This window comes from Nonomuraea sp. NPDC049684 (assembly GCF_044465345.1).
Lineage (GTDB): Bacteria > Actinomycetota > Actinomycetes > Streptosporangiales > Streptosporangiaceae > Nonomuraea.
In genome coordinates this window covers 26,317-40,341 of the sequence record NZ_JBITLO010000018.1, presented here as the reverse complement: position 1 = coordinate 40,341, position 14,025 = coordinate 26,317, and the positions used below count along the sequence as shown (strand labels likewise).

12 protein-coding genes are annotated in these 14,025 nt (G+C 68.6%); 4 read left to right on the top strand and 8 right to left on the bottom strand.

Features of this window, described 5'->3' with window-relative positions; translation table 11 throughout:
- Nucleotides 1-291: 291 nt before the first annotated feature.
- Nucleotides 292-4,992, bottom strand: coding sequence for an RHS repeat-associated core domain-containing protein (locus tag ACIBST_RS40605; protein WP_397178842.1), 4,701 nt, complete (start codon nt 4,990-4,992; stop codon nt 292-294).
- The gene (locus tag ACIBST_RS40600; protein ID WP_397178841.1) at nt 4,989-6,392 is read right to left on the bottom strand and encodes a DNRLRE domain-containing protein; all 1,404 of its coding nucleotides are present in this window, start codon (nt 6,390-6,392) and stop codon (nt 4,989-4,991) included. The genes ACIBST_RS40605 and ACIBST_RS40600 overlap by 4 nt, the downstream gene beginning before the upstream one ends.
- Nucleotides 6,393-6,689: 297 nt before the next feature.
- Here ACIBST_RS40600 and ACIBST_RS40595 point away from each other — a divergent pair, with 297 nt between their 5' ends.
- On the top strand, nt 6,690-6,827 hold the full coding sequence (locus ACIBST_RS40595; protein ID WP_397178840.1) for a hypothetical protein: 138 nt from the start codon (nt 6,690-6,692) through the stop codon (nt 6,825-6,827).
- Nucleotides 6,828-7,000: 173 nt separating this feature from the next.
- Nucleotides 7,001-7,999 (top strand): hypothetical protein, encoded by a 999-nt coding sequence (locus ACIBST_RS40590; protein ID WP_397178839.1) that lies wholly within the window; start codon nt 7,001-7,003, stop codon nt 7,997-7,999.
- Here ACIBST_RS40590 and ACIBST_RS40585 read toward each other — a convergent pair.
- From ACIBST_RS40585 to ACIBST_RS40570, 4 genes are all read right to left on the bottom strand, one after another.
- Nucleotides 7,892-8,524, bottom strand: coding sequence for a hypothetical protein (locus tag ACIBST_RS40585; protein WP_397178968.1), 633 nt, complete (start codon nt 8,522-8,524; stop codon nt 7,892-7,894). The genes ACIBST_RS40590 and ACIBST_RS40585 overlap by 108 nt on opposite strands.
- A 9-nt stretch (nt 8,525-8,533) precedes the next feature.
- On the bottom strand, nt 8,534-9,166 hold the full coding sequence (locus tag ACIBST_RS40580) for a hypothetical protein (protein ID WP_397178838.1): 633 nt from the start codon (nt 9,164-9,166) through the stop codon (nt 8,534-8,536).
- A 71-nt stretch (nt 9,167-9,237) separates the two neighbouring features.
- Nucleotides 9,238-9,765 carry an SMI1/KNR4 family protein gene (locus ACIBST_RS40575; protein WP_397178837.1) on the bottom strand — a complete coding sequence of 176 codons (528 nt, stop codon included), beginning with the start codon at nt 9,763-9,765 and terminating at the stop codon, nt 9,238-9,240.
- Nucleotides 9,766-9,816: 51 nt separating this feature from the next.
- Nucleotides 9,817-9,960: a hypothetical protein gene (locus ACIBST_RS40570; RefSeq protein WP_397178836.1), complete on the bottom strand. Its 144-nt coding sequence runs from the start codon at nt 9,958-9,960 to the stop codon at nt 9,817-9,819.
- Nucleotides 9,961-10,277: 317 nt separating this feature from the next.
- Here ACIBST_RS40570 and ACIBST_RS40565 point away from each other — a divergent pair, with 317 nt between their 5' ends.
- Entirely contained in the window at nt 10,278-10,412 is a 135-nt protein-coding gene (locus ACIBST_RS40565; RefSeq protein WP_397178835.1) for a helix-turn-helix domain-containing protein, read from the top strand.
- Nucleotides 10,413-10,644: 232 nt separating this feature from the next.
- Here ACIBST_RS40565 and ACIBST_RS40560 read toward each other — a convergent pair whose 3' ends face one another.
- Both ACIBST_RS40560 and ACIBST_RS40555 read right to left on the bottom strand, forming a co-directional pair.
- The gene (locus ACIBST_RS40560; protein WP_397178834.1) at nt 10,645-11,745 is read right to left on the bottom strand and encodes a DUF4184 family protein; all 1,101 of its coding nucleotides are present in this window, start codon (nt 11,743-11,745) and stop codon (nt 10,645-10,647) included.
- Nucleotides 11,682-12,107, bottom strand: a complete 426-nt coding sequence (locus tag ACIBST_RS40555) for a hypothetical protein (protein WP_397178833.1) — start codon at nt 12,105-12,107, stop codon at nt 11,682-11,684. The genes ACIBST_RS40560 and ACIBST_RS40555 overlap by 64 nt, the downstream gene beginning before the upstream one ends.
- Before the next feature lie 405 nt (nt 12,108-12,512).
- On the opposite strand from ACIBST_RS40555, the gene ACIBST_RS40550 reads away from it, so the two are divergent.
- Entirely contained in the window at nt 12,513-13,889 is a 1,377-nt protein-coding gene (locus ACIBST_RS40550) for a cytochrome P450 (RefSeq protein WP_397178832.1), read from the top strand.
- Nucleotides 13,890-14,025: the final 136 nt, after the last annotated feature.

Sequence of the window (14,025 nt, the reverse complement as noted above, 5' to 3'; positions counted from 1 at the left end):
ATATTTTTTTTTTTCTGTGTGGGGGTGTTTTGTGGTGGTTTTGTTGTTGGGGTTGATTGTCGTGGGGGTGTTGTGTGTGGGGGGGCCGCACCTCGGCGGGCCCCCCCCCGCGATTCAGGCTGTCGTCGCCTTGGCTATCGTCTCGACGCTCTGACGATCAGCCAGATGACGACGGCGACAAGCGCGATGAACGCGACGGGAATGGAAATCATGAGAATGATCTCCCATCCCTGCGGCTGCAGAGGATCGGACGTCATATTGCGGCCATTCCTCTTGGGAGGTGGATGTTCGCTACCAGGACCATGCGCTTCTGTTCCCCTTGACGTCACCCTTGAAGTGCAGGCCGACGACTCCGTTGAGCTTGCACACGAAGTAGGCGTCAGCGCAGAATTCCGCCGCCGCGTTCACGTAGAAGTAGTACTTCTGCGGCGACAGCCACGACCGCTTGGCCTGCCAGCGGACGAATTTGTAGATGAGCTTCGCGCGCTGGAGATAGTCGACACCATGTGTCGTGATCTCATAACGCTTCTTCTTCTTGTTGTAGGTGGAGCACCAGTTGACGTAGATGGAGACGGTGCCCATGTAATTCTGAGTGTATCGCTTACTGGTATAGCAAGCCTTGCCTGAGGTGTCTGCGTTGTTGACCGGGTCCTGTCCCGCGTATTCGTAGGCGTTGGCCGAGCCGCCCGCGATCGGGTCCGTCTGCAGGAAGCGACTGGTGGCGGGATTGTAGAGGCGGACTCCCATGTGGATCAGGCCGCCCATGGCGTCCGTGGCGGGCTGTGCCTTTCCCAGCCATCCGTAGCGGCCGGGGTTGGAGGAGTTCTCGGCGCGGGGGGCGCCGTACTCCGTCTGCTCGAAGTAGGCCTGCACACCCGTGGCAGTGGTGGCGGCGTCGCTGGTTGCGACGATGTCACCGTGCAGGTTGGCCAGTTGCAGGACGCTGCTGCCGTCGCTCCGCTGGATGGCGGCCAGGCCGTTGAAGGCCGAGATGTTCCGCGTCCAGCTGCCGTTGGCTTCGCTGATCCAGGCGGGTGTGTCCGCCCCTGACGCGTAGTGGTACCCGACCGTGCCGGGGGTGGCTCCACCCGAGGTGACCACGCTGCGTACGCGGCCTTCGGGATCGAGCGTGTAGGTGCTCGTCTGCTGCCCCTGCGTCAGTTTGGCCAGTCTGTCGCTGCTGAAGTACTCCGCGGAGACCGCGGTGGTGCCGGACACCTGCTGGGCGGGTACCTGGGTGGTGCGGCCGAAGGCGTCGTAGGCGTAGCCGCTGTCGGTGATGCGGTCGGCCGCGTCGAAGCTGGAGCTCTGTGTGGACGGTGTGGTCGCCGTCGAGCAGGCTCCGTCATCGTCGCCCGGGTAGGTGGACAGGTTGATGCGGTTGGTGCCGGCGCTGAAGGCATAGACGCGGGTGGTGCAGGTGGTGCCGTAGTTGTCGGCGACCTTGGTCAGCCGTCCGGCGGCGTCGTAGGTGTAGTTCTGGCGGCTGGCTTTGGGGCCGCTCTGCTGAGCCACGCGACCGTCCGCGTCAGGCAGTGCCGAGAACGACAGCCACGTCGTGCCGCTCTTGGCGTAGGTCAGGCCCACCGCGTTGTCCGCCGCGTCGTAGCGGCTCGTGGCGGTCAGCCCGTTGGGAAGGCCCTGTGTGACCAGCCGGCCGTCGGCGTCGTGTGCTCCGGTGAAGACTCCTGCGCTGCCTCCTGTGTCGATCTTGGTGATCAGGCCGCGGCGCTCCGCCTTGCCCAGGGCGTCGGTGCCGTCGTAGGTGTAGGTCGTCACGCCCTTGCCGTCGCCGACCGACGCCGTGAGCCCGTCGAGGGTGTAGGTCGTCGTGGAGGTGTTGCCGTCGGCGTCCGTGCTGGTCGTCACCCGGCCCAGGCTGTCGAAGCCGCTGGTGACCGTCGCTTTTCCGTCGCTTGCCTGGGTGCGCAGTCCGGTTGACGGGTCGTAGGTGAAGGTGATCTCCGGAGTGGCGGAGCCGCCCTCGGTGGCTGGCGTGACCGTGAGCGCGGACTTGACGCTGCGACCAGCGGCGTCGTAGGAGACGGTCGTGGTCCGCCTGGCCGTTCCGGTGTCCTCGGTCGTCACTGCCGGGCCGCCGAAGTAGGCGTAGGTGGTCGTGGTGACCGGCAGCGGCTTGCCCGCCGGCTGCGCCGCGGGACCGGTACGGCACACCATGCCGGCCCACTCCGGCTTGCCACCACACGCGGCCACATCCGGATGCGCGCCGACCGTGTAGTAGACGGTCAAGGTCGTCGCCGCGTCAGTTCCGCTGCTTGCGGGGGAACGCCGCTCGACCTCACGGCCGGAGGCGTCCAAACGGGTGCGCTCGACAAGATCGCTCGCGCCGGGCATCACCGTGGTCCTGCTGGTCGGCGTGGAAAGTTCCCAGCCGGAGCTGTCGCCGGACACCAGCGGCTCGTAGCCGTTCTTGACGGTGCGGACATCGGCCGCGCCCGGAGCGGCGGAGCCGTCGACGATCAGCGGGCTGGTGACGGTGGTCGTGACAAGACCGGACCCTTCGAAGCCGGCCGGGGCCCCTTCGTCGTAGGTGTAGCCGGTACGCGCCCGCGCCGAGGCCACCGCGCCGGAAGCCAGAACCGACACATGGGCCGGACTGTCGGCGGTGACGATGTTCCCGTCGCCGTCGTAGGCGGTCACACTGGCCAGCAGGTCCGCGCGTTCGGAGGAACTGGCACGGCCGGCGACATAGGGAGCGGTGTCAGCGGTCGGGGCGAGCGCTTGGGCACGATTGCCGGCCGACAGCGCCCACGTGGTGTTGCCGTTGTCGTCAAAGCGTGTCGTGGCGATCTGCCAGGCGCCCGCGCCGAAGACGGCGGTGTTGACGGGACGACCGTTCACATCCACGTACGTCAGCTTGCCGTAGGGGTAGTCCGTCGGGGCGGGGCGGTAGGCGCCGGAGCCATCACGGGCCGGCACCTTGGAGGCGGGGAAGATCGCCGCGCCGATCCGAGGCAGGTCCAGGACCTGGCTCCAGGCGGCAGTGTCGGTGGCGGTCAGGGGCACGGGAGCCGCTGTGCCGCCGATCGGGATGTCGTAGGCGACAGCTTCGGTGGCCTCACCCTGGGGGGTCGTCCGCGAGACGTCCGCGACACGTCCGGCGGCGTCGTAGCGCATCCGCCACGGGGCCAGGCCGGGCGGTGTCACCTGGCTCAGGCGGCCTTCGCCGGTGTAGTAGTACGTGCTGGCCAATCCGGTGCGCGGGTCGGTGACGGTGCGCAGATGACCGGTGGAGTCGTAGGCGTAGCCCGCCACGACGACGGTCTTCATGGCCGCGCTGTCCGGGTCGTAGGCGGTGAACGTGATCTGCTTCACCAGCCCGGCGTAGTCACCCCACCCGCTGGCGACACCCGTTGCCGTGGTGGCCGAGGCGTAGGTGATGTCGAGTGCCTTGCAGCCGGCCACCAGTCCCGTGGAGCAGTCGACGTCCCGGGGCACCGGAGCGAGGATGCGCGTGATGCGCCCCTGCCCGTCGTGGGTGTAGGCGGTCGTGTTGTCCGAGCCCGGCTCGTCGACACGCGTGACACCCCACCTGTCATCGACCGCCTCGAAGACCGTCTTGATCCCCAAGGTGCCGTCCACATGGGTGAACCGGCTGGCCGAATTCTTGGTCACGTAGGAGCCGTCGGTCGCGTCGGACACGCCTTCGAACACGCCCTCGGCATTGACGGTGTAGGTCAGCTGGGCGCCGTCGGCGCCGATCAACAGGACGTAGCCGTGATCGGAATGATCCTCGAACTGCATGCTCGACGCCGCCGCGTTCTGTCCGCCCATCGAGGCGACCCAGCCCGGGCCGAAGACCCCCTCAGCCCCCTGCTTGGTGACGGGAGCAAGCGCCGTGTGGGTACGCGCGACCGACAGTCCGAAGATCGAGGCGTCGGTCGCGTCGACCGCGTAGTCACCGGTCAGCAGCGCCACGGTGCCAGGTCCGAGCGGCTGCATGGCGTAGCTGCTGCCGAACGCGGTGCGTTCCAGCGTGAACGTCACCGGGTCCGAGCATGCCTCGGCTGCGCCGGGGAAGCAGGCGCGCAGCGCGATCGGGCCGTCGCCTCGCCGCAGGGCCGCCATGGTCTTGCCGGCGTCCCAGTACAGGTCCGCGAAATCCTTGCTGACATCGCCGCGAGTCTGCGGCCAGCCGGAGATGGGGTCGGCGGAACCGGGCGTGGTGACGACGGAGGCGGGGACGGGCGCCCATGCGCCGGTGCTCTCCAGGTCGGCCTTGTACTCGTAGCGCACCTGGGAGCGGTCGGGCGCCGCGCGGGAGGAGAGCGTGATGGCCGACTGGGTCCGGTCCCCGCCCTGTGGCTTGGTGACTTCACCGACTCCGGCGCCGAAGCTGTAGGCGGTCACCGTCGAGGTGCGCAAGACCTGGTCACGCGTCTTGACATAGAGCGTGTGCCAGCCCTGTGCCGGGTCCAGGGTGATCTGCAGCGGGTCGCCGCCGCCGTCGTTGTCCTCGGCCAGATTAGGAGTGGCCGGATCATCCAGGCCCCAGTAATAGCCCGCTCCATCGGCGGAGGTGGTGTCGAGGGTCGCCTTGACCGCCTCGGCCTGCTTGGCCGACCAGGCGTTCGCCGGGTAGGGCGGCAGGGAGATGGTGGCCGCGGCAGGCGCGGCGTTGTCCACGGTGAAGTTCTGCCAGGCGGACCAGGCGCGGGAGTAGTCGGTGCCGTCGAAGGCCCTGACTCGCCACCGGTAGTGCTTGCCGTCGGCGAGCTTGCCCGCGGCGACCGTGACCTTGCCGGTGTCGCCGGTGTTCAGACCGGCTGCCGACCCGGTCCAGACCTGGCCGGTGCCGTCGGTGAAGGCCGGGTCGTATTCGACCTCGAAGTCCAGTCGCTGGGTGTCGGATTCCCCGTCGTAGGCCAGCGCCGACAGCGTCGGAGTCAGCGACGTCAGATAGGTCCCGCCGTTGGTGCCTCCCGCCGATGGTGAGGCCTGCAGGCTGGTCACGCCGGGGTAGGAGTTCACTGGACGGTCAGCTTGGGGCCCGATCCGCCTGAGGTGGCCTCGGCCGACCGGAACATACGCCAGTCGGTCGACTCGGACTCGTTGGCCGCTGCCAGGCGCAGGCCATGGTTCGGCATGCTGCCGTCGGACCAGCCCTGCACGATCGGCTCGATGGACCAGCCCATGTCGCGCTCGGCCTCACACCCGGTGAAGCCGTAGCTGAGTGTGCTGGTCACCGCGTTGGTGCCCGTCGTGGTGGGCTGGGCGTCCAGCTTGAGGGTGGAGGCGGACCAGGCAGAGGTCACACGCCGTGCCTGGATGCCCGCACCTGCTGCGGTGCCGCACGCGTTGGCCTTGTAGTTCGACAGCACCAGGTCGGCGTTGAGGATGTGCTTGCGATTCATGCCGTTGAGGCCGAATTGCAGGTACGTGCGAGCGGTCTTGGCTCCCGATCCGAACTTTCCAGCGTGCAGCCAGTTGCTCCCGGTCTGGGACCCCGGGTAGTCCGTGGTGACGAACGTGTCGGTCTGCAGGGTGAGCTGCATCCAAGGATCCACGGTGACGGGGAATTGCACGTTCGGATCGGAGAGGAAGACCGCATCGGGCTTGAGCACGAGCGCGGGCCCGCCGGGACCCTTGACGATCTCGGAGGCCACCTCGGCGCGCTTGCCGCTGTCGGGGGATTGCTCGGCGGCCGCATCCCACATCTGGGGTGCGGGAGCGGCGGCGATGACGGTGTCGCTCGAGTCGTCGGAGAGCTGCAGACCACGGTCGGCGCGCTTGCCGAACCGCATGCCTGACAGCTCGACCGGCAGCTTGATCTCCACCGGGCCGGTGGGACGCTCACGGAAGACCACGAAGTGCACAAAGCCGCGAGCTTGTGCCTGGACCACGAGGTCCGCGCCGGGTGCGACGTTGCGCCAGGTCATGGTGTTGCCCGAGACCTCGGGGCTGCCGAGCTTGCTGGCCCATTTGAGCCCGAAGCGGCGCTCCTTACGCTGCTTCTTGCCGCGCACCTTCACCGTGGTGCTGTCGGCGATGGCGGCGAAGGCGCCGGTGCCGTCGGCGGTGAAGTCGATGTCGGCGTCGGCCGCCTTGGGGACCAGACGTGTGCCGTCCTTGACGAGCGTGGTGTCGACGGGAACCCACCCGTTGCCGCGCCGAACGCGAATGGGGCCGGTGTGGATCTCCGTGGACAGCGTTCCGTCAGGGTTGATCCAGGTCGTGGACTGTTCGGTGCGCTCTGAGGTGATCTCCACGGGCGAGTTCTGCAGGCGCGCCGCGAGGCCGGCCGACACCATGTCGGGGCTCTCTGCGATGCGCGGCTGCTGCGGCGCGGCTGCGACGTGCGGGGGAGCCTGAATGCGACCGCCGGGTGCCGCCTGGGCGGGCCACGCTGAGGTGAGCGTCAGGGCCGCCACGGTGGCAGTGACTGTGGCCCGCGCCAGATGTCTTCGCCGAGAGGGAGACAGGCGCACGGGACCGATGAAATAACCCACAAAGATCCTATTTGTCTAAAAATCGGGTAAAGCGGTCATAAGGTACCAGTGGGACAGAGGGGGCTAAGTGGGGCGACGTGTTGGGGAGATAACAGGTCGAGCACGTTTGGTTCTGCCAGGCATCGTTCCTGGGCTCAGTAGGGACGCCGGGACAAGGTTTGGACCTTCAGGCTCGCTCTGACCGACGGCTACCGCCGCACTCAGCAGGCCCGCCGCGGCGTGCATGACATCGTCACCGGCGGCGGCATCAACCTCGCTGACAACACCGAGGTGCTGTGTGACGGGCTGCCCGGCGACGCCTCGGTCTCCGTCGGCCGACCGCTGCCCGCACCCGTCCAGCATAGGGAGGGAGTGTGAGCGGTACGCCCATCCTTCCGGCCGGCTCTGGCCCCGCAGAAGCGCAGGACATCCTGGAGCCCACCGCCGTGCATCAGCCCGGCCACAGCCCCTCCGGCGAAACGGGCCCGGCGCCCGGACCGCTCGCTGAAGCGCACCAAGCACCTGCTCCAGCGCCGCCGCCCGAGCCGCTGGTGTTCAGCATCGGCGCGATCGCCGGGCTGAGCCCGCGCCGCGAGCGAGGCGATGGGGGAGAGGTGCCCGGCGCCGACGTCGACCTGGTCGACGGCCTGGACCGGCCCACCTGGAACGTGGTGGCCGGCTGGCTGCAGCACAGCACCTCTGTCTCGACCCGGCAGACCCGGCTGCAGGTGCTGGCCACCTTCCTGCGCTGGTTGAGCACCCTGACCCCGCCGGTGGCGCTGCTCGAAGTCACCGAGGATCACCTGATCGCCTACCGCGACGCCGCCGCGACCGGCGCGCTGACCATCGGCGTGCGAAAGCCCGGCAAGGCGCTCGGCCCGGCCACGGTGGCCAAGCAACGGCACAACCTGTCCAGGTTCTACGGTTACGCCCGCCGCCGCAAAGTGATCGCCTACAACCCCGCCGCCGACGTCGACGCGCCACCGGTCTCCACCGAGGGCAGCACCCGCCCCTTCACGCCGGTGCAGCACCGTCATATGCGAGCCGGGGTGGCCAAGCTCGCCAAGGCGGGGCAGCTGGCCCAGGCCGCCGCCATCGCTCTGCTGGACGACGTCGGCGGCCGCGTGGGCTTGCTGGCCGGGCTCACGGCCGGCGACATCCGCACTGTTACCGAGTCCGACGGCAGCAGGCACACCGTGGTGCGCTTCCGCAACAAGGGCGGCAAATACGCCGAGCTCCCGATCCCGGACGCCGACACGATCGCCATGCTGCAGCAGCTGCGGCAAGGCAAGCATGCCGACGATCTGCTGTTCACCCGTGAGGACGGCTGGCCGATCGACCGCTGGTGGGTCACTGCGGCGTTGAAGGCCGCGGCCGCGGCCGGTCAGATGCCTACCGAGGAGGGGGAGAAGGCGCACCCGCACCGATCCGCGCCACCGTCATCACCGAACTCCTGGACGGCGGCGCGCCACCGGAGCAGGTCCAGCAGGCCGTGCAGCACAAGTCGATCTCCACCACCTTCCGCTACAAGGGCCGTAACAAGCGTCTGAGCGGGCATGTGCTGTACCGAGGCACACGCGACACGGAAGCCACGGGCGATGAAGGGGGGCAGCCCACATAAAGCGCAAAACCCAGGCTCGCGCCCTGCTGGACGAGCACACCGCGCGGCGAAGGCGGGCACAGGCTGGGATCTGCACGAGTTCCGGCACTCCGGTCTGACCCACCTCGGGGAGCCGGGGGTGAGCCTCTCGGCTCACGCTGTGAGCGCGTGCCAGGGCTGCGATCGAGATTCCTTCGTTCTGGTAGGCCGTTCGCACTTCGTCGCGCTGGGCATCGTCGAGCGCGGGTCGGCGGCCGCGGTAGCGGCCTTCGGCTTCGGCGGCGGCGATCCCCTCGACGGTCAGTTCGTTCTGGATGTCGCGCTGGAACTGCCCGACCGAAGTGATCACGTTAATGACGAGCGCGGTCGTCGCGTCGTTCGCCGCGAGGTCGGTGAAGTTCGACAGGGGGCCGGACAGGACGCGCAGGGCGACGCCGCGGGCTTGGCACCAGGCGCGGACGTTGTGGATGTCGATGAGGTCGCGTCAGAGCCGGAACAGTTCGGAGACCGTAAGGGTGTCGCCGGGGTGGGCCTTGGCGGCGATCGTGCCGAAGGCAGGCCGGTCCAGGGCGGGGATTTTGGAGGTGGTGGCGGGGTCCTCGAAGAGCAAGACGCCGGGGGCGGGGCGGAATCCCTCGGCGACGCCTTCGGTCCGCACGAGGAGGCCGGCTTCGGTGAGGATGTGCCGCTGCCGGAGCAGTGACTGGGACGCGGTGGAGACGCGCGAGTAGACGATCTTCACCGGGTCGGCCGGGTCGGCGGCCGCCCCCCGGTGGTCGACGACGACAAGCGCGCCCCGATCCTCGCCCGCCGCGCGCGCGGGGAATCCATCCGCGCCATCGCCGCCGGCATGAAGGTCTCGGTTGGTGTCGTCCACAAGACCCTCGCAGCCGCTGAGGGGACCCTTGCTGACCAGCCATCGACTCCCTGAGACCATTCGCCGATAGAACCGGAAGCTCCAGAGCTCATCGACAACCTCGTCGCCTACGCGCTCTTGGCCGCCGGCCCGAAAGTGATCGCTCTTGATTGCGCAGGTGGGAAACACCGTGCTGCTGGGCTGCTGGAAGTCACCGCCAGACGCGTTCGCGCTCGCGAGGTCGAAGTTGAGCACCTCCACGTCCACCTCTCCCGCGTGCTCGGGCTGGCCAGTTCGTGATCACTTCCTTGGCCCGGAAGGCGCCGCTGTCATCAAGCTGGTACGGGGTCGTCAGCAGAGCCGTCACCATACGTGCTGCCCGCAGTGAGTCCCTCAACGAACGAGCGGAAGTCACCGGCCACGGCGAGCTCCGTGTCGAGGTCGGTCTCCAACCATGTAACCGAAGGCTCTCCATCCCGCCCACAGGCGCGGTAGTCGAGACCAATCCAGCAGTGCCCATCGCCGGAGAGCAGCACAAGTGGTGCTGGCAAACCCCACTCCTCGACCAAGTACGGGGTGTCGAGCAACGAGGTCATCCCGTCGCGTCGCCCGATGCCCATTAGGTTGTCGAAGGGAACGTGGTCTTCGCTCCACGAGGTCGGCTGACTGGTCGGGAACGCATCGTGATCAGCAGCCACGATGCCGCCGTTCTGAACCCGCAGAAGGTCCAGATGGGCCGATGGCAGCGTCACACCGAGCACACGCTCGGCTTCTCGCACCATCTCGTCCGTCAGGGGCCGCTGGACACCGTAATCACCGTCACCCCAGAACGTCGCCATGACCTCATCGAATCGCCCCATGGCACGCAGCCTACGGCTCAGCAGCATTGGCTTCAGCTTCAAGATCGTTTCTTAGTCCGGAAAAGCGCCGCCGGCCTGGTCGAGATCCTGGCCGCCCGGCTGCGCGAGCACGGCCAGGTGGTCGACGTCGACCACCGGCACGCGCACCTGCCCCGGGTGCTGACCCAGTAGGCCCGGCGCTCGGGTCCGTGCCACCAGGGGCAAGGTAGCTCAGAGTGAGGGCTGATCCGACAGAACGCGAGCTCTTTCGGGTCTCCCCAATCGCATCCGCCCAGGTCAGCGCCCAGGACCCCCGAACGCCATGATTCGGCCGCTGCCCGGCCCCTGTTGTCCACAGCCGTAACCGCTCCGGCGGCCACCGGCCTCAAAGGAGGATCAGACCGGATTTTGGCGCTGGGTGGAGGTGGTCAGGGGGTCACCGCGTCGATGGCGGCCTCGCGGGCCAGCTCGGTGCAGTAACAGCTGTCACAGGTGGTGCAGACCCCGCACCCGCCGCACAGCGCGCGCAGGTGGTGGCCGCCGTCGTGATCGCCAAGGCGGCCCAGTCGGTCACCGCGATCGCCCGGTACCTGAAGATCGGCCGGTCCACCCTCTATCGCGCGCTCGCGGCGGAGGAGGACCCAGCCGAGGCACCGACGTCCTCGTAGCGGGCCCCAACCCCGAACAGCACCCGCACCATCACACACCGGCGCGAGCCCGTCACCGCGCGCACAAGATCATTCTCGGCGATAACCGCTGTTCTTCCCTTCTTGGGTTCCCCAATCCCGCTGTACCGGCCGAGCAGCTCCGACCGCGGCCCGCCACCTGTACGGCACCTTCTGCGCCGAGGCCGTCGAATGGAAGTGGGCGCAGATCAACCAGGGATAGGGGCCCGACGGGTCAGCTTGCCGCCCGAGACGGGGCCAGGCGACGGAAGGCGGCGTAGGCCAGCAGTACCAGCACGACCGCGTCGATCGTCAGCGTCACCAGCGACCGCAGCACCAGCCAAGAGCCCAGCGTCGCGACCAGCCCGGCCGCCAGCAGCCCCATCGCCGCCAGCAACCCCAACCGCACTCCTAGGCCCGGCTGGGGTACCGGCTCGCTCAGCGGCCTGCGCCACAGCCACCAGCAGGCCCAGCCCAGCGCCGCAAGCGTGATCAGCGAACCCACCAGAGACACCCCCTCGTCCTTCAACAGCATCGGGTCCCCGGCGACCGCCAGCCACTCATCCACCAGGCGATCCCACACCAGGTGGGTGGCGACCCCGACGGCGGCGGCCACCGGCCACCACGCCCAGCGTGCTGCCCGCGCCCGGCCGCGACGCCCCACCCGCCGGGCCAGCATCGGAGGCAGCAGAGCGCGGGCCGGGGCGGCACACGCCATGATCACTCCCGCCAGCGCCAGCGCCAACACCACATCGGCGGCCAGCGCGCCCGCCTGCACCCTGTGGGTGTATCCGGCATCCAGCAGCGGCCACCAGGGCCCGGGAGGGATCACATCGATGATCCCGTAGGGGACGAAGTAGGGGAGGTCAGGGGCCATCGCCCCGGCGGCCAGCGCCACCGGCGGCAGAATGCGGCGCAACGGCACCGCGACAACGGGATGAATCAGGGTAAACGGCACAGCACGGCACACTACCGGCCGCATCAACTTGGTTGTGGGGCCTAGGTCGGCCCGTAGCTGGGCTCCGGCGCACCACGCGCTCGCGGCGGAGGAGGACCCAGCCGAGGCACCGACGTCCTCGTAGCGGGCCCCAACCCCGAACAGCACCCGCACCATCACACACCGGCGCGAGCCCGTCACCGCGCGCACAAGATCATTCTCGGCGATAACTGCCGTTCTTCTCTTCTTGGGTTTGCCAATCTCGCTGTACCGGCCGAGCAGCTCCGACCGCCAGTCGTCGGGGTCGACCGCGTCCGCCGGCGGCACGTTCTCGTTCACCAGGACCAGCGCGGCGCGCAGTTCCGCCCGGGAGACGACCGTCTCGATCGCCTCCCGCACCTCCAACACCCGCACCCGTTCGTCGGGCCGCCCCAACCGTTGGACGAGAACAGCGCTTCCACCGCGACCGCCAGGCGGGCGGAGGCCTTGGTGAGCTTGGGATGTTTGCGGACCTTCTTCTTGTCCGAGGCCGTCTGCGCCTTGTTCACCAGCTCGGTGGCCATCAACAGATCCAGCAGCTCAAGGGTGTCGTCGACCAACTTGGCCCCAGATGCCGGACCGTGGCCAGCAGCGGTCGCCGACCTGCGGCCGTCCGGATGCCGGCGGATCACCGAGGCGTCCGCGCTCATCCCGCACTTGGCCAGCTCGCCCATGCGCCGCGACGGCACCAGCGCCTCGGCGCCGAGCTCGACCAGCCTCAACCCCCGTGGTCTCCAAGACCTGGTCAAGCGCCTTGATGATCATTGGTCCGCTCCCGCGCGGCGGCGGCCCCTTGCGCCACCCCTGCTTCACCAGCTGCGGCATCACCGTCCGACGAGTGCTCACCGACAACGGGGATACGGGAACGTGACCACTGCGCCATCAGGCCGCCCTACGGGTGGCACTTCCCCGTTCATTCCCGGGCCGCTACTTTGGGTGGCAGTTGGATCTCAAGGAGTGGTGATGCGCCCCAAAGGATGCCTTCTCGGTAGCAACCTCACCGCCAGCGGCAGCCGCCAGGCCGTGCCAGACCCGGCGGACCGCGTCGCGTTCGTACTCGTGCCATAAGAAACCCCCGCTCGCCAGCGCTCGGACGGCGGGCGTACCCGTAGGCCGCGAACCGGGCAATGGATGGGGCACCCATGACACTCGCCGAGGGCAAGAAACTGCCGGAACACCTCGACACGCCACCCCGGGCACCGGGCGGCCGGCCACTGGTCGGACACATGAAAGCCCTGCTCGCCGACCCGCTGGGGCTGCTGGCGGCACTGCCCCACCTCGGCGACGTGGTGGAGCTGCGGTTCGGCCGGACACCGACGTACGTGGTGTGCTCGCCCGAGGCCGCCCAGCACGTGCTCAGGAACCCCGACCACGCCTTCGACAAGGGCGGCACCTTCTACGAGAACATGCGCTCCATCATCGGCGACGGCATGGCCACCTGCCCCCTGGCCCAGCACAAACGACTGCGCCGCCTGGCCCAGCCCGCCTTCGCCACCAGCCGGATGACCGGCTACGCCCGTACCATCCAAGCCCAGCTCGACGCCTTCACCTCCACCTGGCGCCCCGGACAGACCCTGGACGTGCTGCCCCAGCTGCGGTCACTGGCCACCCGTACCACCCTGGCGACCATGTTCCGCCGCCGCGAATTCGGCCCCGAAATCGCCGGACTGCGGCAGGCCGTCACCGACTTCATCGATCACCAGACCATCCTGCGGATGATCGCCCCCGGCCTGAACCGCCTGCCCACGGCTCGGAACCGCCGCTACCGCAAGAGCGAAGCACGGCTGCTGCGCTTCCTCCAAGAGGAGATCATCGCCTACCGCCGCGACGGCATCGACCACGGCGACCTGATGTCCATGTTCACCACCCACCCGGAGGACGACCGGCTCAGCGACCAGGAAGTACGTGACACGGCCATGACCGTACTTCTCGGCGGCATCACCACAACAGCCCTCAGCCAGGCGTGGGCCCTGCACCAACTCTCCCAGGACCCCGCCCTGGACGCCGAAGTGGCCGGCGAAGCGCACGCCATCACCCTGCTCGACCAGGGGCGCTCAGCCGCCGAGGTGATGGACCAGCTTCCCCTCACCCGAGGCGTCGTCGCCGAGGTCCTGCGAAGGCGAGTCGCCAGTTGGATCTTCACGCGGGTGGCCGTCGCCGACACCGCCATCGGCTCCTGCCGCATCCCGGCCAGCGCGCAGGTGCTGCTGAGCCCGTACGTGCTGCATCACCGGCCCGACCTATTCCCGTCCCCGGACAATTTCGACCCACACAGATGGGACGGACGCGACCCGCACCGGACCAAGGGCTGGCTGCCCTTCGGAGCGGGGGAATCCAAGTGCATCGGCTACGAACTGGCCTTCATGGACCTGACGTTGTCCCTGGCCCACATCACTCGATCCTGGCGCCTGCAGCCCTGCCCCGCCCCCGTACGCCCGAGGCCGCGGATGCACCTGGAACCACATGGCCTCACCTTGCGGCTGGCCGACCGGAGCCCGCACTGACCCGGGGACAGAACGAAGGCGCCCCAGCGCGGATCGCCCGATCCTCGGAGCAGGCGGTGGATTCGAGTGACCGTTCAGATGGTGGAGCCGATCAACCGATCGGTGGAGCACGCCCTCACTGACCGCCCCGGTCCGG

Coding starts and splice junctions, on each gene's coding strand:
- ACIBST_RS40575 (WP_397178837.1), bottom strand. CDS start 9,765: ATGGGGCGATTCGATGAGGTCATGGCGACGTTCTGGGGTGACGGTGAT.
- ACIBST_RS40550 (WP_397178832.1), top strand. CDS start 12,513: ATGGATGGGGCACCCATGACACTCGCCGAGGGCAAGAAACTGCCGGAA.